This window comes from Pseudomonas sp. PDM24, assembly GCF_019218905.1.
In the GTDB taxonomy this organism is placed as follows: domain Bacteria; phylum Pseudomonadota; class Gammaproteobacteria; order Pseudomonadales; family Pseudomonadaceae; genus Aquipseudomonas.
Genome location: NZ_JAHUWR010000008.1, coordinates 211,253 through 231,739 on the forward strand (window position 1 = coordinate 211,253; position 20,487 = coordinate 231,739).

18 protein-coding genes are annotated in these 20,487 nt (G+C 59.8%); 14 read left to right on the forward strand and 4 right to left on the reverse strand.

Annotation, left to right across the window (positions count from 1 at the left end; genetic code table 11):
* Window positions 1–14: 14 nt before the first annotated feature.
* The gene (locus KW837_RS24300) at window positions 15–656 is read left to right on the forward strand and encodes an oxidoreductase (RefSeq protein WP_218398867.1); all 642 of its coding nucleotides are present in this window, start codon (window positions 15–17) and stop codon (window positions 654–656) included.
* A 127-nt stretch (window positions 657–783) separates the two neighbouring features.
* On the opposite strand, the gene KW837_RS24305 is transcribed toward KW837_RS24300, so the two are convergent.
* The 4 genes from KW837_RS24305 to KW837_RS24320 form a co-directional block, all read right to left on the reverse strand.
* Complete coding sequence (locus tag KW837_RS24305; protein ID WP_123498534.1) at window positions 784–1,068, reverse strand: YceK/YidQ family lipoprotein; 285 nt, start codon at window positions 1,066–1,068, stop codon at window positions 784–786.
* The gene (gene ubiX, locus KW837_RS24310; protein ID WP_007894343.1) at window positions 1,061–1,693 is read right to left on the reverse strand and encodes a flavin prenyltransferase UbiX; all 633 of its coding nucleotides are present in this window, start codon (window positions 1,691–1,693) and stop codon (window positions 1,061–1,063) included. The genes KW837_RS24305 and ubiX overlap by 8 nt, the downstream gene beginning before the upstream one ends.
* The gene (gene mpl / locus KW837_RS24315; protein ID WP_008009026.1) at window positions 1,690–3,039 is read right to left on the reverse strand and encodes a UDP-N-acetylmuramate:L-alanyl-gamma-D-glutamyl-meso-diaminopimelate ligase; all 1,350 of its coding nucleotides are present in this window, start codon (window positions 3,037–3,039) and stop codon (window positions 1,690–1,692) included. The genes ubiX and mpl overlap by 4 nt, the downstream gene beginning before the upstream one ends.
* A 173-nt stretch (window positions 3,040–3,212) precedes the next feature.
* On the reverse strand, window positions 3,213–5,126 hold the full coding sequence (locus KW837_RS24320; protein WP_218398868.1) for a sigma-54-dependent Fis family transcriptional regulator: 1,914 nt from the start codon (window positions 5,124–5,126) through the stop codon (window positions 3,213–3,215).
* A gap of 390 nt (window positions 5,127–5,516) precedes the next feature.
* Here KW837_RS24320 and KW837_RS24325 point away from each other — a divergent pair, with 390 nt between their 5' ends.
* The 13 genes from KW837_RS24325 (at window position 5,517) to dxs (ending at window position 20,337) form a co-directional block, all read left to right on the forward strand.
* A complete protein-coding gene (locus KW837_RS24325; RefSeq protein ID WP_218398869.1) occupies window positions 5,517–7,037 on the forward strand; it encodes an aldehyde dehydrogenase family protein in 1,521 nt (506 codons plus the stop codon).
* Window positions 7,038–7,302: 265 nt separating this feature from the next.
* The gene (eat, locus tag KW837_RS24330; protein ID WP_192345305.1) at window positions 7,303–8,673 is read left to right on the forward strand and encodes an ethanolamine permease; all 1,371 of its coding nucleotides are present in this window, start codon (window positions 7,303–7,305) and stop codon (window positions 8,671–8,673) included.
* Between the two features lie 202 nt (window positions 8,674–8,875).
* Window positions 8,876–10,270: an ethanolamine ammonia-lyase subunit EutB gene (locus KW837_RS24335; protein WP_063342409.1), complete on the forward strand. Its 1,395-nt coding sequence runs from the start codon at window positions 8,876–8,878 to the stop codon at window positions 10,268–10,270.
* An 8-nt stretch (window positions 10,271–10,278) separates the two neighbouring features.
* Window positions 10,279–11,103, forward strand: a complete 825-nt coding sequence (gene eutC, locus KW837_RS24340; RefSeq protein ID WP_218398870.1) for an ethanolamine ammonia-lyase subunit EutC — start codon at window positions 10,279–10,281, stop codon at window positions 11,101–11,103.
* 112 nt (window positions 11,104–11,215) lie between these two features.
* Complete coding sequence (locus KW837_RS24345) at window positions 11,216–11,677, forward strand: N-acetyltransferase (protein ID WP_095633937.1); 462 nt, start codon at window positions 11,216–11,218, stop codon at window positions 11,675–11,677.
* Window positions 11,678–12,036: 359 nt separating this feature from the next.
* Complete coding sequence (locus KW837_RS24350) at window positions 12,037–12,693, forward strand: DedA family protein (RefSeq protein ID WP_218398871.1); 657 nt, start codon at window positions 12,037–12,039, stop codon at window positions 12,691–12,693.
* Window positions 12,694–12,699: 6 nt separating this feature from the next.
* The gene (locus KW837_RS24355; RefSeq protein ID WP_218398872.1) at window positions 12,700–13,512 is read left to right on the forward strand and encodes a zinc-dependent peptidase; all 813 of its coding nucleotides are present in this window, start codon (window positions 12,700–12,702) and stop codon (window positions 13,510–13,512) included.
* A 113-nt stretch (window positions 13,513–13,625) separates the two neighbouring features.
* The gene (gene ppa / locus KW837_RS24360; RefSeq protein WP_008052339.1) at window positions 13,626–14,153 is read left to right on the forward strand and encodes an inorganic diphosphatase; all 528 of its coding nucleotides are present in this window, start codon (window positions 13,626–13,628) and stop codon (window positions 14,151–14,153) included.
* Window positions 14,154–14,386: 233 nt separating this feature from the next.
* Window positions 14,387–15,133, forward strand: coding sequence for a S24 family peptidase (locus KW837_RS24365; protein WP_218398873.1), 747 nt, complete (start codon window positions 14,387–14,389; stop codon window positions 15,131–15,133).
* A 591-nt stretch (window positions 15,134–15,724) separates the two neighbouring features.
* A complete protein-coding gene (locus KW837_RS24370; protein ID WP_218398874.1) occupies window positions 15,725–16,870 on the forward strand; it encodes a Fic family protein in 1,146 nt (381 codons plus the stop codon).
* A gap of 350 nt (window positions 16,871–17,220) precedes the next feature.
* Complete coding sequence (locus KW837_RS24375) at window positions 17,221–17,463, forward strand: exodeoxyribonuclease VII small subunit (protein WP_074871257.1); 243 nt, start codon at window positions 17,221–17,223, stop codon at window positions 17,461–17,463.
* Window positions 17,460–18,347 carry a (2E,6E)-farnesyl diphosphate synthase gene (gene ispA, locus KW837_RS24380; RefSeq protein WP_218398875.1) on the forward strand — a complete coding sequence of 296 codons (888 nt, stop codon included), beginning with the start codon at window positions 17,460–17,462 and terminating at the stop codon, window positions 18,345–18,347. Before KW837_RS24375 ends, ispA begins: the two co-directional genes overlap by 4 nt.
* Window positions 18,348–18,438: 91 nt before the next feature.
* The gene (dxs, locus tag KW837_RS24385) at window positions 18,439–20,337 is read left to right on the forward strand and encodes a 1-deoxy-D-xylulose-5-phosphate synthase (RefSeq protein ID WP_218398876.1); all 1,899 of its coding nucleotides are present in this window, start codon (window positions 18,439–18,441) and stop codon (window positions 20,335–20,337) included.
* Window positions 20,338–20,487: the final 150 nt, after the last annotated feature.

Consider the following 20,487-nt stretch of genomic DNA (forward strand, 5'->3'; position numbering starts at 1 on the left):
AAGGGGGAATGACTATGTACTTGACGCCTCAGCATGTATTGCTTGCCGGAGCTACCGGGTTAACCGGTGAACATTTGCTTGACCGTCTACTCAACGAGCCAACGATTACACGGGTATTAGCCCCCTCACGCCGGCCACTGGCCGAGCATCCTCACCTGGAAAACCCGGTCGGCGACCCGACGGTGTTTTTGCCGCAATTGAACGGTCGCGTCGACATTGCCTACTGCTGCCTCGGCACCACGATCAAGCAGGCCGGCTCCGAGGAAGCGTTTCGCGCGGTGGACCTGGACATGGTCGTGGCTTTCGCCAAACGTGCGCGAGAAATGGGCGCACGGCACTTGATCGTGATCAGCGCCTTGGGTGCCGATCGCAGATCCTCGATTTTCTACAACCGGGTCAAAGGCGAGATGGAACACGCATTGCGCGCGCAGAATTGGCCGCAGCTGACCATTTGCCGGCCTTCGCTGTTGTTGGGCGATCGCGTCGAGCCGCGACTGGCCGAGCGGGTTGCCGGCCCATTGTCGAAATTGATTCCGGGCAAATACCACGGCATCGAAGCCTGCCAACTGGCCCGCGCCATGTGGCGCCTGGCGCTGGAAGAGCAGGATGGCGTGCGGATTGTCGAGTCGGATGAGTTGCGCAAGTTGGGAAAATAATTCAGCGGCGCCCAAACGGACGCCTTCGCGAGCAAGCCCGCTCCCACATTGGATTTGTGAATGACACAGATCAAATGTGGGAGCGGGCTTGCTCGCGAAGGGCGCAACATCGATTCAACGCCGAGCGCTACAAACCACCGGTCGCTTGAAAACTCACGCCAATCACCGTCAACAACGACAGCGGCAACAGCAGTGTGTCGAGCAACGCACTGGCCGGCAGGTCAACAGCCGGATAACTCGGCGCTTCGGCGCCAAATCGGTCCATGGCGCAGCACCCGCCGTTCATCGCATACAAATCCAGACGCGTCCCCGAATACACCACCGGCGCTCCAGGCTTGGCGGCATCGAGGGTGCGCGCGGTGGCGCAGCCCGCCAATTGCAAAGCCAACAGGATGATCAGCAGCTTATTCATCGCTGCTCAAATGGTGTTCGCCCCAACGCGGCAGCATGTCTTGCGGGATATTCAAACAGTTGAGAATTCGCGCCACAACGAAGTCGATCAAGTCATCGATGGTCTGCGGCTGGTGATAGAAGCCCGGCGACGCCGGCAAAATCGTCACGCCCATGTTCGACAGTTTGAGCATGTTCTCCAGATGAATGCTCGAATACGGCGCCTCGCGCGGTACCAGAATCAGCTGGCGGCGCTCCTTTAAGGTCACGTCGGCAGCCCGCTCGATCAAGTTGTTGCAGGCCCCGGTCGCTATAGCCGACAAGGTCCCGGTGGAACACGGCACCACCACCATCGCCGCTGGCGAGCCAGAGCCCGACGCCACTGGCGACATCCAGTCTTCCTTGCCGTACACCCGAATCTGCCCGGCGGCGGCGCCGGTATATTCCGTGAGGAAGGCTTGCATCATCTGTGGTTTGGACGGCAGCGAGACATCGGTCTCGGTGGCCATCACCAGTTGCGCAGCCTTGGAAATCAGGAAGTGTACCTCGCGGTCTTCACGCACCAGGCAGTCGAGCAGGCGCAAGCCGTACTGGGCGCCCGAAGCGCCGGTCATCGCCAGCGTGATGCGTTCCGGACCGTTGTTCATTGCAGCGCCTCGGCCAGTTTGCCGTGCAGGCCGCCGAAGCCGCCGTTGCTCATGATCACCACATGAGTGCCGGGCTGAGCCTGGCTCTTCACGCGCTCGATGATGCCTTCCAGCGAATCGCTGACGATCGACGGCACAGTGCACAACGCCGCAGTGGCGCCCAGATCCCAACCGAGGTTGGCCGGGGAATACCAGATCACCTGATCGGCATCGACCACACTTTCCGGCAAGCCATCACGGTGCGCGCCAAGCTTCATGGAGTTGGAGCGCGGCTCGATGATCGCGATCAGCGGCGCATCGCCAATGCGTTTGCGCAGACCGTCGAGGGTGGTGGCGATGGCGGTCGGGTGGTGAGCAAAGTCGTCGTAAATGGTGATGCCACGGACTTCCGCGACCTTTTCCATCCGCCGCTTCACGCTTTTGAACGCGCTCAGTGCAGCGATACCCATCGACGGCACGACGCCGACATGACGTGCGGCGGCCAAGGTGGCCAAGGCGTTGGCGACGTTGTGCTGACCGGTCATGTCCCACTCGACCACGCCTTGAACGGCGCCTTCGAACATCACTTCGAATTTCGAGCCGTCTTCACTGAGCAGTTTGACTTGCCACTGACCGCCGGCACCGGTGGTTTGCACCGGGGTCCAGCAGCCCATTTCGATAACCCGCAGCAATGCCGGTTCGGTGGTCGGATGGATCACCAGGCCTTCGCTTGGAATGGTCCGCACCAAATGGTGGAACTGCCGCTCGATGGCCGGCAGATCGGGGAAGATGTCAGCGTGATCAAACTCAAGATTGTTCAAGATCGCCGTGCGCGGACGGTAGTGAACGAATTTCGAACGCTTGTCGAAGAATGCACTGTCGTATTCGTCGGCTTCGATCACGAAGAACGGCGTATCACCCAGACGCGCCGACACCGAGAAATTCTGCGGCACGCCGCCGATCAGGAAACCCGGGCTCATGCCGGCGTGCTCCAGGACCCAGGCAAGCATGCTGCTGGTGGTGGTTTTGCCGTGAGTGCCGGCAACCGCCAGCACCCAGCGGCCTTGCAACACGTGATCGGCCAGCCATTGCGGGCCGGAGACGTACGGCAGGCCTTTGTTCAGCACGTATTCGACGGCCGGGTTGCCGCGGGACATGGCATTGCCGATCACCACCAGGTCCGGGGCCGGATCGAGCTGCGCCGGGTCGTAACCTTGGGTCAACTCAATGCCCTGGGCTTGCAGCTGAGTGCTCATCGGTGGATAGACGTTGGCATCGGAGCCGGTCACGTGATGGCCCAGCTCTTTGGCCAGAACCGCCATCGAACCCATGAAAGTGCCACAAATACCAAGAATATGAATGTGCATAGTCGACCTCGTAAAACATGGCCGCAGGTTAGCGTAGGGTGGGAAAATTCGCACTCAGAGTTTGAAATCACCGCAGAACCTGTAGGAGCGAGGCTTGCCCGCGAAGGCGCCCTCTAGTACGCCAAAAGCTTCGCGGGCAAGCCTCGCTCCTACAAAGTCAGGATCCGGTGTATCTAGCGGGCGATACCGTGTTTGCGCAGCTTTCTGTAGAGGGTATTGCGGCTCACGCCCAGCTGTTCGGCGGTGTGCGTCATATGCCAGCGCTGCTGTTCCAGCACCGTCAGCAATGCCAACCGCTCGGCATCGTCCAGCGGATACTCGGAAGGTTCTTCAACCGCCGACGCCGTCACCGGTCGGGCCTGGCGAATCGTCGCCGGCAAATCCTCCAGCCCGATCCGCCCGCCGTCACACAGCGCCGCCAGGGTCCGCAGCACATTGCGCAGCTGCCGCACATTGCCCGGCCAGGCAAAATCCAGCAAGGCCTGCCGCGCCGGAGCATCAATCAGCACCGTCTCTCCGCCCGCCTCTTCGGCCAGCAAAAAGTCGAGCAACTGCGATTTGTCAGCGCGCTCCCGCAGCGCCGGCAACGCAACCTCCAGCCCATTGAGCCGGTAATACAAATCCTCGCGGAAACTGCCGTCCTGCACCCGTTCAAGCAGATTGCGGTGGGTGGCGCTGATGATCCGCACATTGACCGATTCCGGCTCACCGCCAATCGGCACCACCTGACGGTCTTCCAGCACCCTTAATAGACGGGTCTGCATGCTCAGCGGCATGTCACCGATTTCATCGAGGAACAACGTCCCGCCATCGGCCTGCTGCAGCTTGCCGCGCATGCCTTCCTTGCGAGCGCCGGTGAAACTGCCGCCGCGATAGCCGAACAGTTCGCTCTCGATCAGGCTTTCGGGAATCGCCGCGCAATTGAGGGCAACGAACGATTTTGCTGCCCGTTGACTGGCCTGATGCACGGCTTTGGCGAAGGCCTCCTTGCCTGAGCCGGTTTCGCCATTGATCAGCAACGGCACGTCCCGTTCAAACACGCGCAAGGCCTTGCGGAAATCCTCCTGCAGCGCGGCATCGCCCAGGCAAATGCCTGACAAGCGCGGACGCTCGGCAACCATCGGGCTTTGCACCACCGGCACCGGAATACTGCGCGGCTGCCCGCGCAATACGGCAAACAACCGCCGCCCGTCACGGGTGCGCAATGGCCAACTGGCGCTGGCATTGGCGCTCGCGCGGCCGAGCAATTCATCCAGCGAGCAGTCGAAAAACGCCTCCACCGGTTTGCCCAACAGCCCGCCACGAATATGCCCCAGCAAATTCAGCGCACTCTGGTTGACCGCACTGATCCGCCCTTCCCCATCGAACGCCAGCAACCCTTCGCTGAACAGCCCGACAGATTCGGCCTGCAGGTGAAAACGCAGCAACCATTGATTGTCGAAGTAACGCAGGAAATAGCAGCTCTCGATCATCTTCGCCGACAGATTGACCAAGGCCATGGTGTGGAATTGGCTCTGCCGCGAAACCTCGTGACGCGCCGAAGACACGTCGAGTACCGCCAGCAGCTCGCCGTGAGGATCAAACACCGGGCTCGCCGAGCAAGTCAGGCCGGTATGTCGGCCACGAAAATGTTCGTCTTGATGGATGGTCAGGGACTGACGCTCCACCAGGCAGGTGCCGATGCCGTTGGTGCCTTCGCAGGCTTCGCTCCAGTCAGCGCCGAGCCAAAGGCCGGCGCGCTCGAAAATCTTCCGTTCGGTAGGCGCAGTGACACAGTTGAGGATCACCCCGCGGGCGTCGGTCAGCAGCACCGCGTGGCCGGCACCGGAAAGTTGCTGGTGGAGGCTGGTCATTTCGGTGCCGGCGATCTGCAGCACTTGCTGCAAACGTTCGCGGCTTTCCAGCACACGACCATGCTCCAGCACCGTCGGCGCCATGGTCAGGGCCGGGTCGAGGTGATAATCCTCAAGACAACGCAGCCAGGAACGGGCAATGGACGGATCGCTGCCGGGACCGTGCAGGTGGGATTTGCCTTGGGTCACGGTCAGCACTTGCTGGGCATGGCGACTCAAATGGTTATCGTGCATTTCTTATTATTCTCCCCGAGCGGTTTGCATCCCCGTGTAGGAGCGAGGCTTGCCCGCGAAGAACGATAACGCGGCGCATCAGGCAAACCGAATCATGGCCTTCGCGGGCAAGCCTCGCTCCTACAAGGAGGGAGGTTCGAGCATCCTCCAGCCTGGCCAGCATTGCAATGCTGGCAAGACCCGCCAGTCACAGCCTGCGCCACAAACGGTACAAAGTGTCACAGGGGCTGTACCGCAAGCGTCACAAACGCTGCCCATTCGTCCGACAAAAAACACGCAAGGCCTTGATTTACCTGACCTGCAAGGCGCTGGCCCGACCTTTGCTCTACGCTTAATGCAGCGCTTTAGCGCGTCCTCCCTTATAAGCACAAAAGCCAAGGAGAAATCACCATGCGTTACGCTCACCCCGGTACTGAAGGCGCTATCGTTTCGTTCAAAAGCAAATACGGTAACTACATCGGCGGCGAGTTCGTCGCGCCTGTCAAAGGTCAGTACTTCACCAATACATCGCCGGTCAACGGCCAACCTATTGCCGAATTCCCGCGTTCCACAGCCGAAGACATCGAAAAGGCCCTGGACGCTGCCCATGCAGCCGCCGATGCCTGGGGCGCCACGTCCGCCCAGGCACGCTCGCTGGTCCTGCTGAAAATCGCCGATCGCATCGAACAGAACCTGGAAGTGCTGGCGATCACCGAATCCTGGGACAACGGCAAGGCCGTTCGCGAAACCCTCAACGCCGACATCCCGCTGGCCGCCGACCATTTCCGCTACTTCGCCGGTTGCATCCGCGCCCAGGAAGGCAGCGCCGCCGAGATCGACGGCAACACCGTGGCCTATCACATCCATGAACCTCTGGGCGTGGTCGGGCAGATCATTCCGTGGAACTTCCCGATCCTGATGGCCGCCTGGAAACTTGCCCCGGCCCTCGCCGCCGGTAACTGCGTGGTCCTTAAACCGGCTGAGCAAACCCCGCTGGGCATCACCGTGCTGATGGAACTGATCGGCGACCTGCTGCCACCCGGCGTGCTCAACGTGGTGCAAGGCTTCGGCAAAGAAGCCGGGGAAGCCCTGGCCACCAGCAAGCGCATCGCCAAGATCGCTTTCACCGGTTCGACCCCGGTCGGCTCGCACATCATGAAATGCGCCGCCGAAAACATCATTCCGTCCACCGTGGAGCTGGGTGGCAAGTCGCCGAACATCTTCTTCGAAGACATCATGAGAGCTGAGCCAAGCTTCATCGAAAAAGCTGCCGAAGGCCTGGTGCTGGCATTCTTCAACCAAGGCGAAGTCTGCACCTGCCCGTCCCGCGCCTTGGTGCAAGAGTCGATCTACGACGAGTTCATGAAAGTGGTCATGAACAAAGTCCTGCAAATCAAACGTGGCGACCCGCTGGACACCGACACCATGGTCGGCGCCCAGGCATCCGAGCAGCAATTCGACAAAATCCTTTCGTACCTGGAAATCGCCAAGGGCGAAGGCGCCGAGTTGTTGACCGGCGGCAAAGTGGAAAAACTCGAGGGCAGCCTGGCGACCGGGTATTACATCCAGCCGACCCTGCTCAAGGGCACCAACAAAATGCGCGTGTTCCAGGAAGAAATCTTTGGCCCGGTGGTGAGCATCACCACCTTCAAGGACGAAGCCGAAGCCCTGGCCATCGCCAACGACACCGAGTTCGGCCTGGGCGCCGGCCTCTGGACCCGCGACATCAACCGCGCCTACCGCATGGGCCGTGCCATCAAGGCCGGTCGCGTATGGACCAACTGCTACCACCTGTACCCGGCTCACGCCGCGTTCGGTGGTTACAAAAAGTCCGGCGTTGGCCGTGAAACCCACAAGATGATGCTCGACCACTATCAGCAGACCAAAAACCTGCTGGTGAGCTACGACATCAATCCGTTGGGCTTCTTCTAAAAACCGGAGGCGATACAGGTAGTTCTGTATCGCCCTTCGAACCGCCTTCGCGAGCAAGCCCGCTCCCACATAGGATTTCCGGCGTGCCCACTATCAGGCACACCACCCCCCCAATGTGGGAGCGGGCTTGCTCGCGAAGGCGCCCTCAATGACACACCAATTATCGCCCTGATGCTCTGGCACGGGCTTTGCGTGCCCGAATTACACGAAAACGCCATACCCGAAAGTCCAACAGATCAAACAATAAAAAAGACAGAGAGGACTTATGACTTCTACTACACAGCTCAAACCCACACTCGGCACCCTGCACCTATGGGGCATTGCCGTCGGCCTGGTGATTTCCGGCGAGTACTTCGGCTGGAGTTACGGCTGGGGCACCGCAGGGACCCTGGGTTTTCTCGTCACCGCCCTGATGGTGGCGACGATGTACACCTGCTTTATCTTCAGTTTCACCGAATTGACCACCGCCATTCCCCACGCTGGCGGGCCGTTTGCCTATAGCCGCCGGGCCTTCGGCGAAAAAGGCGGACTGATCGCCGGCATTGCGACCCTGATCGAATTCGTCTTTGCGCCACCGGCAATTGCCATGGCTATCGGCGCCTACCTCAACGTGCAATACCCGGAACTGGACCCGAAGATCGCCGCTGTTGGTGCCTATTTCGTGTTCATGGGCTTGAATATCCTCGGTGTGAGCATCGCTGCCACGTTCGAATTGGTGGTCACCGTGCTGGCGGTCGCCGAGTTGCTGGTGTTCATGGGCGTGGTCGCACCGGGCTTCAGCTTCAGCAATTTCGTGCTCAATGGTTGGTCGGGTTCCAACGAATTCACCATGGCCTCGATTCCCGGCATCTTTGCGGCAATTCCTTTCGCGATCTGGTTCTTTCTCGCCATCGAAGGCGCCGCCATGGCCGCCGAGGAAGCCAAGGACCCGAAACGCACGATTCCCAGGGCTTACGTCAGTGGCATTCTGACCCTGGTGTTCCTGGCCATCGGCGTCATGGTGATGGCTGGCGGCGTCGGCGACTGGCGCCAACTGTCGAACATCAACGATCCGCTGCCTCAGGCGATGAAAGCCGTGGTCGGCAACAATTCGACCTGGATGCACATGCTGGTCTGGATCGGCCTGTTCGGCCTGGTGGCGAGTTTCCACGGGATCATTCTTGGCTACTCGCGACAGTTCTTCGCCCTGGCTCGCGCCGGTTACCTGCCCAAAGGGCTGGCCAAACTCTCGCGCTTCCAGACGCCGCACAGGGCGATTCTGGCGGGCGGCGTGATCGGTATCGCGGCAATCTACAGCGACGGCCTGGTCAACCTGCAGGGCATGACGCTGACGGCGGCAATGATCACCATGTCGGTATTCGGCGCCATCGTGATGTACATCATCAGTATGCTGAGCCTGTTCAAATTGCGTAAAACCGAGCCGAACCTGGAACGCACCTTCCGCGCACCGGGCTACCCGATCGTACCGGGCATCGCGCTGTTTCTGGCCGTGGTGTGCCTGGTTGCGATGGCGTGGTTCAACACCTTGATCGGGTGTGTGTTCCTCGGGTTCATGGCGGCCGGCTACCTGTATTTCCAACTGACGGCCAAGCAGCGTTCCGATGCGCCGGCGGATGCAATGCTCGAAGGCGTCTGAGTTGCACCGGCGCCGGGCTGATTCCCGGCGCCTGCCATATTGAAGTGCACAGAGATCCAATGTGGGAGCGGGCTTGCTCGCGAAGGCGGAGTGTCATTCACCACCCATGTTGAATGTCAGACCGCATTCGCGAGCAAGCCCGCTCCCACAGGGGTTCGGCGGTGCATTTGAGTTATTTATTGAATCAGGAGGACACCGCCCCATGGCCGTATTTGCCCATACCGTCGGCGCCCAGACCTACCGCTTCGACAGTCTCAAAGACGTCATGGCCAAGGCCAGCCCCGCGCGCTCGGGGGACTTTCTGGCCGGCGTTGCCGCCCTCAACGATGGTGAGCGAGTGGCCGCGCAGATGGCCCTGGCTGACATCCCGCTGACTCACTTCCTGCAGGAAGTACTGATTCCTTACGAGGCCGATGAAGTCACCCGGCTGATCATCGACACTCACGATAAACAGGCTTTTAAAGCGGTCAGCCACCTCACTGTCGGTGGCTTTCGCGATTGGCTGCTCAGCGACGCCGCCGACGAACAGAGCTTGCGTGCCCTCGCCCCGGGCCTGACCCCGGAAATGGCCGCCGCCGTGTCGAAGATCATGCGCGTGCAAGACCTGGTGCTGGTGGCGCAGAAAATCCGCGTGGTCACGAAATTCCGCGGCACTCTGGGCTTGCGCGGCCGGCTCTCGACACGCCTGCAACCCAATCACCCCACCGACGAACCGGCCGGCATCGCCGCGAGCATTCTCGACGGACTGCTGTACGGCAACGGTGACGCGATGATCGGCATCAACCCGGCCACTGACAGCATCGCTTCGATCTGCGCCATGCTGGAAATGCTCGATGCGATCATCCAGCGCTACGAAATTCCTACACAGGCCTGCGTGCTGACCCACGTCACCACCTCCATCGAGGCGGTGAATCGCGGCATTCCGCTAGACCTGGTGTTCCAGTCGATCGCCGGCACTGAAGCGGCCAACGCCAGTTTCGGTATCAACCTAAACGTCTTGCAGGAAGGCTATGACGCGGGCTTGAGCCTGAATCGCGGCACGCTGGGCCAAAATCTGATGTATTTCGAGACCGGCCAGGGCAGCGCCTTGTCAGCCAACGCTCACCACGGCATCGATCAACAGACCTGCGAAACCCGCGCCTACGCCGTGGCACGCCATTTCAAACCGTTTCTGGTGAACACCGTCGTAGGCTTCATCGGCCCCGAATACCTCTACAACGGCAAACAGATCATCCGCGCCGGTCTCGAAGACCACTTCTGCGGCAAGCTGCTGGGCGTGCCCATGGGTTGCGACATCTGTTACACCAATCACGCCGAAGCCGATCAGGACGACATGGACACCCTGCTGACCCTGCTGGGCGTGGCTGGGATCAACTTCATCATGGGCATCCCCGGCTCTGACGACATCATGCTCAATTACCAGACCACGTCGTTCCACGACGCCCTCTACGCCCGCAAAACCCTGGGCCTGAAACCGGCGCCGGAGTTTGAACAGTGGCTGGCGAACATGGGCATCTTTACCCAGGCAGACGGCCAAATTCACTTCGGCGACAACCTGCCGCCGGCCTTCCGCCAAGCCATGGCGCAACTGGGATGAGTATTGAGATGGATAAACCACCTGTCGATCCGCAAAACCCATTGCTGGAACTGCGTCGCCTGACCCCGGCACGTATTGCCCTCGGTCGTACAGGCACCAGTATGCCGACCAGCGCGCAGCTGGATTTTCAGTACGCCCATGCACAGGCCCGGGATGCGGTGCACCTGCCGTTCGACCACAGGGGGCTGAATTCGCAACTGGCCGAGCGTGGGCGTGAGAGTTTGCTGTTGCACAGCGCCGCCACGGACCGGAACAGCTATCTGCAGCGCCCCGATTTGGGGCGCAAGTTGAGTGATGAGTCGGCGCAGACCCTGCGCGACTATGCTCGGAATCATCCTGGCGGGGTGGACTTGGCGGTCGTGGTGGCCGATGGCCTCTCGGCATTGGCCGTTCATCGCCACACCTTACCGTTTCTGGCGCGCATGGAAGAACAGACAGCCGCTGAGGGTTGGTCCCTGTCGCCGGTGATTCTGGTGGAACAGGGCCGAGTTGCAGTGGCCGACGAGATTGGCGAGCTATTAGGCGCGAAAATGGTGGTCATTTTGATCGGCGAACGCCCCGGCTTGAGCTCGCCAGACAGCCTGGGGTTGTATTTCACCTATAATCCCAAAGTCGGACTGACAGACGCCTATCGCAACTGCATCTCGAATGTCCGGCTCGAAGGCTTGAGTTACGGCATGGCGGCACACCGCTTGCTGTATTTAATGCGCGAAGCCTGTCGGCGGCAGTTATCGGGGGTCAGTCTGAAGGACGAAGCCCAGGTTCAGACGCTGGAGTCGGACATTGGTGCGGATATGAAAGGTAATTTCCTACTGAGCCCGTCGGATACCTGAACCGTTTCCGCATTGCGTTTCTATTCAGGTTTCAGGCAGGATCGATGCACGGCCGCCAGGGTTTCCCGTCGCCGTCACCACGTAAGACAGCCACTTGAAGACGAGACCTACCATGCGGATTATTCAAGCGACCCTCGAACACCTCGACCTGCTGACCCCGTTGTTCGTCAAATATCGTGAGTTTTACGGTTCCCTGCCGTATCCGGACTCGTCCCGGGCGTTCCTCGAGAAACGCTTGCGCCGCAAGGAGTCGGTGATCTACCTGGCCCTGGCCGATGACGACAACAACAAACTGATGGGTTTTTGTCAGTTGTACCCCAGCTTTTCGTCTCTTTCGCTTAAACGCGTGTGGATCCTCAACGACATCTACGTCGCCGAAGACGCCCGCCGCCAGTTGGTGGCCGACAACCTGATCCGTACCGCGAAAAAAATGGCCAAGGAAACCAATGCCGTGCGCATGCGCGTTTCCACCAGCAGCAACAACGAAGTCGCGCAGAAAACCTACGAATCCATCGGGTTCAGGGAAGACACCGAGTTCAAGAACTACGTGTTGCCGATCAGTGAGGAGCTGTAAGCACTGGGGCCTTTGTGGCGAGGGGGCTTGCTGTGGCGAGGGGGCTTGCCCCCGTTCGGCGGCGCAGCCGTCGTAAAACCTGAGCATGCGGTGTATCTGAAAAACCGTGACTACCTGGTTTAGGGGTCGCTTCGCAACCCAACGGGGGCAAGCCCCCTCGCCACAAAGATTGTGCAATGCCAACAGACCTATGATCGTTCCATCGACATCCCCCGCTACAAACTCGAGGCGTTTTTCACTTCTCTCCCCGTATAATGCCCATTCTTCCGGCTCGTAAGAAAAATCACACTTAGCTGTAGTCTTACGCGAAGCCATCCGCACAGGCCTGCAGAGTCGGGCCATCACCACAGGTGCTTTCCATGGATTTCAACCCGATCGACCTTATCCTGCATCTCGATGTTTACCTCGACCTGCTGGTAACTAACTACGGGGCATGGATTTACGCCATTCTGTTTCTGGTGATCTTCTGCGAAACCGGTCTGGTGGTGATGCCATTCCTGCCGGGCGATTCCCTGTTGTTCATCGCCGGCGCCGTGGCGGCCGGTGGCGGCATGGACCCGGTGCTGCTGGGCGGCCTGCTGATGCTGGCGGCGATTCTCGGCGACAGCACCAACTACATAATCGGTCGCACCGCCGGCGAAAAGCTGTTCAGCAACCCGAACTCGAAAATATTCCGCCGCGACTATCTGCAACAAACCCACGACTTCTACGACAAGCACGGCGGCAAAACCGTGACCCTGGCGCGTTTCATGCCAATCATCCGCACCTTTGCCCCGTTCGTCGCCGGTGTCGGCAAAATGCCTTACCCGCGTTTCCTTGCCTTCAGTGTTCTCGGAACCATTCTCTGGGTGGGCGGCCTGGTCACCCTCGGTTACTTCTTCGGCAACGTACCGTTCATCAAGAAAAACCTGTCGCTGCTGGTAGTGGGCATCATCCTGCTGTCGCTGCTGCCGATGATCATCAGCGTGATCCGCAGCCGCCTCGGGAATGCCGCGTCCAAAGCCGAACCCCGCTGACTCACGATGTGGTCCCTTAGCGCCTGGCGACGCCGGCGCACCCTGGCCAGGCATCCGATTGCCGACGACATGTGGCAACGGGTGCGCCATCACTTGAGGTTTCTCGATGGCCTCAGCGCAGCCGAAGGCCAGTGGCTGCGGGAAGCCTGCGTGCTGTTCCTGCAAGACAAACACCTGACCGCCCTGCCCGGCGTCGAGCTTCACCAGGAGCAACGCCTGCTGCTCGCCGCCCAGGCCCAATTGCCGCTGCTGCATCTGGGCGATCTGAACTGGTATCAGGGCTTTCACGAAATCATCCTCTACCCCGACGATTTCCTCAGCCCCCAGCGCCATCGCGATGCCAGCGGCGTCGAACACGAATGGGACGGCGAACACAGCGGTGAAGCCTGGCAGCAAGGCCCGATCATCCTCGCCTGGCCCGGCGTAATGGCCAGCGGTGGCTGGGAAGGCTACAACCTGGTGATCCACGAACTCGCGCACAAACTCGACATGCTCAACGGCGACGCCAATGGCCTGCCCCCGCTGCATACCGATATGCGCGTCAGCGACTGGGCCAGAATCATGCAAGAAGCCTATGACGACCTCGACCGGCAACTGGACCGCAACCCGGACGCCGAAACCGCCATCGACCCCTACGCAGCGGAAAACCCCGCCGAGTTCTTCGCCGTCACCAGCGAATACTTCTTCAGCGCACCGGACTTGCTGCATGAAGCATATCCACAGGTTTATGAGCAGCTGAAGTTGTTTTATCGGCAGGATCCGCTGGCCCGTCTACGGCAACTTCTGGCTGAAAACCCGGTCTATCAGGCACACGACTAAGGTCTACACGACCTCTGGCGCATGGCAACGGTGGCAGAATATGCCTATAATCGCCGCCACTTTTTGGTCAATCCGGCCAAGTTTTTTTGGTCAACTAACGGGGGCACCGCCCAATGAGCTACAGCAAGATTCCGGCTGGCAAAGACCTGCCGAACGACATCTACGTCGCGATCGAGATCCCGGCCAACCACGCGCCGATCAAATACGAAATCGACAAAGACAGCGATTGCCTGTTCGTTGACCGTTTCATGGCCACCCCGATGTTCTACCCGGCCAACTACGGTTACATCCCGAACACCCTGGCTGACGACGGTGACCCCCTCGACGTGCTGGTCGTGACTCCTTACCCGGTTGCCCCAGGCTCGGTGATCCGCGCGCGTCCAGTCGGCATCCTGAACATGACCGACGACGGCGGCGGCGATGCCAAAGTGATCGCGGTTCCACACGACAAGCTGTCCCAGCTGTACGTCGACGTGAAGGAATACACCGATCTGCCTCCGCTGCTGATTCAGCAGATCGAGCACTTCTTCGCGAACTACAAAGATCTCGAAAAAGGCAAATGGGTCAAGATCGAAGGCTGGGCCGGCGCAGATGCCGCCCGCGACGCGATCACCAAGTCGGTTGCTGCCTATAAAGGCTGAGAAGCCGCGGTAAGCTTCTAGCTGCGACGTTTGAAGAAGAACCCCGGTTGAACCGGGGTTTTTTGTGCGCGCTTGCAAAGCCTCTTTTAAACCGGTCGCTTAACGCTTGGGTGCATTGGTTTTTTCTCGTTTAATTTCCACTAAAAGCGCCTTACATCCAGTCTTAAATTTCCCTCGAAATTTGAACGGATCGTTTATTCAAACCCCCGTCCTGCGCCAGTAGACTCGTGTTTATGAAAAAGAACACTAGCGGCCCACGGTTTAAAGCACTCCTTGAAGCAGCGAAAATCACAACCACTGGATTTGCCGCTTTCTTCGACACGGAAGCGCAAAATATCCACAACTGGTACACCCGAGGTGTGCCCGCCTACCGCATGGAAGAGGTCGCCAGACTACTGTCTGTAAACAGCGACTGGCTGAAAACCGGCGAAGGCCCGAAAGAGTCCTCACGCCTGCGCGTACTCGACGAGTCCGGCAACACCTTCGATGCCCAGGCCATCCGCGGCATCTACACGGTGATCGAGCCCATCGACGTCGAATTGCCCTTCTATATAGAAACAGCCACCGCCCCGGGCTCCAACAAAACCCACGTCGTCAAAGACCCCAGCCAATCCATCCGCCTGCCTCGCAGCCACCTCGACTCTCTGGAAATCAAGCACGCTGACGCTATCTGTACCCACATGATCGGCAACAGCATGGGCGAAAAGATTGAAGATGGCTCGACGCTTGCGATCGACCGTGGGCTGACGCAGGTTATTGATGGGGAAATTTATGCGATCGAGCATGACGGGATGCTGCGGATCAAATACCTGCACCGGATGCCGGGGAATGCGTTGCGATTGCGCAGCTATAACAAAGCCGAGTATCCAGACGAGATCTTCAGTGCCGAGCAGATCGATAAGCAAAACATCAGGGTATTGGGGTGGGTATTCTGGTGGTCGACGCTCAACAAACGCCGGCCGTCGGTGCCCTTTCTGTAAAGACGCAACCCTGTAGCAGCTGGCGAAGCCTGCGTCCGGCTGCGCAGCGGCCGTATAACTCTTCACCGCGGTGTTTCAGCCATACCGTGAATAATGGATTTACGACTGCTTCGCAGCCGAACGCAGCCTTCGGCAGCTGCTGCACCTCTCCGCAATCGCCCTACCCCACACGCCAAGCTGGGAATTCCTCAAAAAAATCAGTATGCTGCGCCCCACATTTGCGCATCGACCCTTCTTCAGGCTCAGATCGCACCGACAAGGCAGATCACTTTCTCGCCAAGTCCCACAGCCGGACGCAAGATCCGGGTGTACGTTTTGAAGGCTGGCGCGGTTTACCAAAAATAAACCAAGCCAGTCCCCGAGAAGCCGGCCACAAGCCGGCTTTTTAATGTCTGAAAATTAATCCCGAATTCACTATGACCGCATTGAACTGCGGCCAACCCACATGTTGCACGATTCAGTCGCAGCCGCACGTGAGGCGACAAGCTGTCCGACAACTGGACGGTGAGCCGAATAGGCGTCATATTCGGCTCACTATATGAGCCGAATAGCATTTTTAATCGGCTCACTCATTCCAAGAGCACCGATTCCATGGCACCTCACTGGATCTGGCAGCAGCCTGATTGGCCTAACTTTCAATGGCAAGCCGAGCGTTTGGCGCCACTGTTGCGCGACTGCGTTCAGGCGCAGGGTCGGTTGATGGGGATGGCCAGTTCGGTAGGCAGTTCGTTGAGCGCGCAAAACGAACTGGATGCGTTGTTGCAGAACATCGTGACCTCGTCCGCTATCGAGGGTGAACAGCTTAATGTTGGCTCCGTACGCTCCTCTCTGGCGCGACGGTTGGGGTTGGACCTGGTCAATGGCGATAAGGTGAGCCAGCGCAGTGAGGGCCTTGCGCAATTGATGCTCGATGCCACCCGGCATTTCGCTGAACCACTGACATTGGTTCGATTGCTGGATTGGCATAAATGGCTGTTTCCTGAGCAAGACACTGATCTTGCGGCCCGATCGATCCGTGTCGGAGCCTTGCGCGGCGACGAGCCGATGCAAGTGGTGTCCGGGCGCCTCGACAGGCCGACCGTTCACTTCGAAGCGCCGCCTCGCCTTGGTCTTGAACGACAACTCGAAACCTTCCTGACCTGGTTTGAAGCCAGCCGAAATCAAGTCGGACTCGACCCTTTGCTGAGGGCCGGCGTCGCACATTTCTGGTTTGTGACGTTGCATCCTTTCGACGATGGCAACGGTCGCCTGACGCGAACGATCACTGATCTGGCCCTGGCTCAGGGTGAGGCTCAGGCCATCCGTTTCTACGCCATGTCGGCGAGCATTCTGGATGATCGTTCTGGCTATTACCGAGTGCTGGAAACCAGTCAGAAAGCCACGATGGATATCACCGAATGGCTGGAGTGGTTTCTTCAGACTTTGCTGCGTAGCTTGCAGCAGGCCATGACGCGGATTGAGTCGGTACTGGGCAAGGTGCGTTTCTGGCAGGCACATCGGGAATCCGGACTGTCGACCGAGCAGACCAAAGTACTGAATCGCTTGCTCGATGGTGGGGAACGAGGTTTCGATAACGGCATCAGCGCCGCTCAATATCAGGCAGTGGCAAAGGTTTCCAAAGCCACCGCAACCCGTCATCTGGCCGAACTGCTGGAGAAGGGCTGCCTGAAACGCCTGCCCGGCGGCGGGCGCAGTACTCGATATCAAATCAGCTATCCCGATGACTCAACAGATTAATCATGATCGACATTGCACTCGATGAGTTAAGCCGTAATGCGATCTGTAGCAGCTGGCGAAGCCTGCGTTCGGCTGCGCAGCAGTCGTGAACCCGGCTAATGCAGTCTGTCTGGCGTACCGCAATCTCTGACTTTACGACTGCAGCGCAGCCGAACGTAGGCTTCGCCAGCTGCTACAAAGAGTGCGTCGCTGCTGAAATGGTTTAACTTACCGGCTTTAGGGCAAGCCCCCTCACCACAGCGGCCGTATTGACGCCCAAAAACCATTGTCCGAAACGCCCCGCTCATTTGCCCATAACCCCTATGTCTGCTAGTGTCGCGCCGGTTTAACGTCAACCGGAAATAGCCGCCATGGCCCGCAAAAAAGCTGCACTGGATTTCGAACAATCTCTCGCCGACCTGCAAACGCTGGTGGAGCGTCTGGAGAACGGCGAATTGTCGCTGGAAGACTCGCTGACCGCTTTCGAGCAGGGCATCGGGCTGACCCGCGATTGCCAGGCGGCGCTGGCGCAGGCCGAGCTGAAGGTTCAAGTGCTGCTCGAGCGTGATGGTGAGCTGGCCGAGGAACCCTTCGACGCGGATCAGCCAGAATGATTGCGGCGTATTCGGCGACCAGCCAGGCTCGCGTCAATTCTGCACTGGAAACCCTGTTCAACGCGCCGAGCCCCGAGCTCGCACGCCTTTACGAAGCCATGCGCTACAGCGTGATGAACGGCGGCAAGCGCGTGCGTCCGTTGCTGGCTTATGCCGCGTGTGAGGCGTTGGGCGGCAAGGCCGGGCAAGCCAACGGCGCAGCCTGTGCAGTTGAACTTATCCACGCCTATTCGCTGGTGCACGATGATTTGCCAGCCATGGACGACGACGATCTGCGTCGCGGCCAGCCGACTACGCATAAAAAATTCGATGAAGCCTGCGCAATCCTCGCCGGTGACGGTTTGCAGAGCCTGGCCTTCAGCGCTTTGCTCGACCCACGCCTTAGCAGTTGCGACGCCGAAACCCGTCTGCAGATGGTCAGCGCCCTGGCGTTGGCAGCCGGTCCGGCGGGCATGGTCGGAGGGCAAGCTATCGATCTCGGTTCGGTGGGCCTGAAGCTCGATCAAAAAGCCCTTGAATACATGCACCGGCACAAGACCGGCGCGTTGATCGAAGTCAGCGTCAAGCTTGGTGCCCTGGCCAGCGGTCACGCCGCCAAGGACGAACTGAAGTCCCTGCAGAGTTATGCACAGGCCATCGGTCTGGCATTTCAGGTCCAGGACGACATTCTCGACGTTGAAAGTGACACCGAAACCCTCGGCAAGCGCCAGGGCGCCGATATCGCTCGGGACAAGCCGACCTACCCGGCACTGCTCGGTCTCGATGCGGCCAAGGCCTATGCCCTGGAACTGCGCGATCAGGCCCTGCACGCGCTGCGACCGTTTGACGCGGCGGCCGAGCCATTGCGCGATCTGGCCCGGTACATCGTCGATCGCCGCAGCTGACGGCGTATCCGCCAAAAAAAACCAACGCGTGGGCAGGGGGCGATGCATCAGGTAAACTGCCGCATCTTTTATACCTATAACGATTCGCCTGATGCCCACGACGTTTCATGAGATTCCCCGCAAGCGCCCGACCACGCCCCTGCTCGACCGTGCCAACACGCCGGACGGCCTGCGCCGGTTAGGCGAAGCCGAGCTGGAAACCCTGGCTGATGAGTTGCGCCTGGAATTGCTCTACACGGTCGGTCAGACCGGTGGGCATTTCGGTGCCGGCCTGGGCGTCATCGAGCTGACCATCGCGTTGCATTACGTCTTCGACACCCCGGATGACCGGTTGGTGTGGGACGTGGGTCATCAGGCCTATCCGCACAAAATCCTCACCGGCCGTCGCGAGCGCATGAGCACCCTGCGCCAGAAGGACGGCGTTGCCGCCTTCCCGCGGCGTTCCGAGAGCGAGTACGACACCTTTGGCGTCGGCCACTCCAGCACCTCGATCAGCGCAGCGCTGGGCATGGCGATTGCCGCCCGCCTGCAACACAGTGATCGCAAGGCGATCGCGGTGATCGGCGACGGCGCACTGACCGCCGGCATGGCCTTCGAGGCGCTGAACCACGCGCCGGAAGTGGACGCCAACATGCTGGTAATCCTCAACGACAACGACATGTCGATTTCGCGCAACGTCGGCGGGCTGTCGAACTATCTGGCGAAAATCCTTTCCAGCCGCACCTACGCGAGCATGCGCGAAGGCAGCAAAAAGGTCCTGTCGCGCCTGCCCGGCGCCTGGGAAATCGCCCGTCGTACCGAAGAATACGCCAAAGGCATGCTGGTCCCGGGCACGCTGTTCGAAGAGCTGGGCTGGAATTACATCGGCCCGATCGATGGCCACGACCTGCCGACCCTGATCGCCACCCTGCGCAACATGCGCGATCTGAAAGGCCCGCAATTCCTGCACGTGGTCACCAAAAAAGGCAAAGGCTTCGCTCCGGCGGAAGTCGACCCGATCGGTTACCACGCCATCACCAAACTCGAACCCCTGGACGCCCCGGCCAACCCGCCGAAGAAAGCCGGCGGGCCGAAGTATTCCGGTGTGTTCGGTGAATGGCTGTGCGACATGGCCGCGGTCGATCCGCGTCTGGTCGGGATTACCCCGGCGATGAAGGAAGGCTCCGACCTGGTGGCCTTCAGCGAGCGCTTCCCGGAGCGCTATTTCGACGTGGCGATTGCCGAGCAACACGCCGTGACCCTCGCCGCCGGCATGGCCTGCGAAGGCGCAAAACCGGTGGTGGCGATCTATTCGACCTTCCTGCAACGCGCATACGACCAGCTTGTGCATGATGTGGCGGTGCAAAACCTTGACGTGCTGTTCGCCATCGACCGTGCAGGCCTGGTGGGCGAAGACGGCCCGACGCACGCGGGTAGCTTCGACCTGTCGTTCCTGCGTTGCATCCCCGGCATGCTGGTGATGACCCCGAGCGACGAAAACGAATTGCGTAAAATGCTCAGCACCGGCCACCTGTACGACGGCCCGGCGGCAGTGCGTTATCCACGCGGCACCGGCCCGAATGCGCCGATCGCGAAAGACCTCGAACCGATTGAAATCGGCAAGGGTGTCGTCCGCCGTCAGGGCAACAAAGTCGCCCTGCTGGTATTCGGCGTGCAACTGGCCGAGGCACTGAAAGTCGCCGAGAAGCTGGATGCGACCGTGGTCGACATGCGTTTCGTCAAACCGCTCGACGAAGCACTGGTTCGCGAAATCGCTGGCAGTCACGAACTGCTGGTGACCGTCGAAGAGAACGCCATCATGGGCGGTGCCGGTGGCGCGGTCAGCGAGTTTCTCGCCCGCGAAAACATCCTCAAGTCGGTGCTGCACCTGGGCTTGCCGGACATCTACGTCGAGCACGCCAAGCCTGCGCAAATGCTGGCGGAGTGTGGGCTGGATGAGGCGGGGATCGAAGAAGCGGTGCGTCAGCGCCTGCAGCTGCTGAATATCTAATCCTCTGGCTACATGCAAAACCCTGTGGGAGCGGGCTTGCTCGCGAATGCGGTGCGTCAGTCGGCATCAATGTTGACTGACACAGCGCATTCGCGAGCAAGCCCGCTCCCACATTGGTTTTGTGCAACCTCATAAAAATGTATTCGCTTT

What these genes read in the sequence shown, in the direction of transcription:
- KW837_RS24335 (WP_063342409.1), top strand. Translation starts at nt 8,876, where the DNA reads ATGGCCGTATTTGCCCATACCGTCGGCGCCCAGACCTACCGCTTCGAC.
- KW837_RS24355 (WP_218398872.1), top strand. Translation starts at nt 12,700, where the DNA reads ATGTGGTCCCTTAGCGCCTGGCGACGCCGGCGCACCCTGGCCAGGCAT.
- eutC (WP_218398870.1), top strand. Translation starts at nt 10,279, where the DNA reads ATGGATAAACCACCTGTCGATCCGCAAAACCCATTGCTGGAACTGCGT.
- KW837_RS24345 (WP_095633937.1), top strand. Translation starts at nt 11,216, where the DNA reads ATGCGGATTATTCAAGCGACCCTCGAACACCTCGACCTGCTGACCCCG.
- KW837_RS24325 (WP_218398869.1), top strand. Translation starts at nt 5,517, where the DNA reads ATGCGTTACGCTCACCCCGGTACTGAAGGCGCTATCGTTTCGTTCAAA.
- KW837_RS24370 (WP_218398874.1), top strand. Translation starts at nt 15,725, where the DNA reads ATGGCACCTCACTGGATCTGGCAGCAGCCTGATTGGCCTAACTTTCAA.
- KW837_RS24305 (WP_123498534.1), bottom strand. Translation starts at nt 1,068, where the DNA reads ATGAATAAGCTGCTGATCATCCTGTTGGCTTTGCAATTGGCGGGCTGC.
- KW837_RS24365 (WP_218398873.1), top strand. Translation starts at nt 14,387, where the DNA reads ATGAAAAAGAACACTAGCGGCCCACGGTTTAAAGCACTCCTTGAAGCA.
- ubiX (WP_007894343.1), bottom strand. Translation starts at nt 1,693, where the DNA reads ATGAACAACGGTCCGGAACGCATCACGCTGGCGATGACCGGCGCTTCG.
- ppa (WP_008052339.1), top strand. Translation starts at nt 13,626, where the DNA reads ATGAGCTACAGCAAGATTCCGGCTGGCAAAGACCTGCCGAACGACATC.
- eat (WP_192345305.1), top strand. Translation starts at nt 7,303, where the DNA reads ATGACTTCTACTACACAGCTCAAACCCACACTCGGCACCCTGCACCTA.
- KW837_RS24300 (WP_218398867.1), top strand. Translation starts at nt 15, where the DNA reads ATGTACTTGACGCCTCAGCATGTATTGCTTGCCGGAGCTACCGGGTTA.
- ispA (WP_218398875.1), top strand. Translation starts at nt 17,460, where the DNA reads ATGATTGCGGCGTATTCGGCGACCAGCCAGGCTCGCGTCAATTCTGCA.
- dxs (WP_218398876.1), top strand. Translation starts at nt 18,439, where the DNA reads ATGCCCACGACGTTTCATGAGATTCCCCGCAAGCGCCCGACCACGCCC.
- KW837_RS24375 (WP_074871257.1), top strand. Translation starts at nt 17,221, where the DNA reads ATGGCCCGCAAAAAAGCTGCACTGGATTTCGAACAATCTCTCGCCGAC.
- mpl (WP_008009026.1), bottom strand. Translation starts at nt 3,039, where the DNA reads ATGCACATTCATATTCTTGGTATTTGTGGCACTTTCATGGGTTCGATG.
- KW837_RS24350 (WP_218398871.1), top strand. Translation starts at nt 12,037, where the DNA reads ATGGATTTCAACCCGATCGACCTTATCCTGCATCTCGATGTTTACCTC.
- KW837_RS24320 (WP_218398868.1), bottom strand. Translation starts at nt 5,126, where the DNA reads ATGCACGATAACCATTTGAGTCGCCATGCCCAGCAAGTGCTGACCGTG.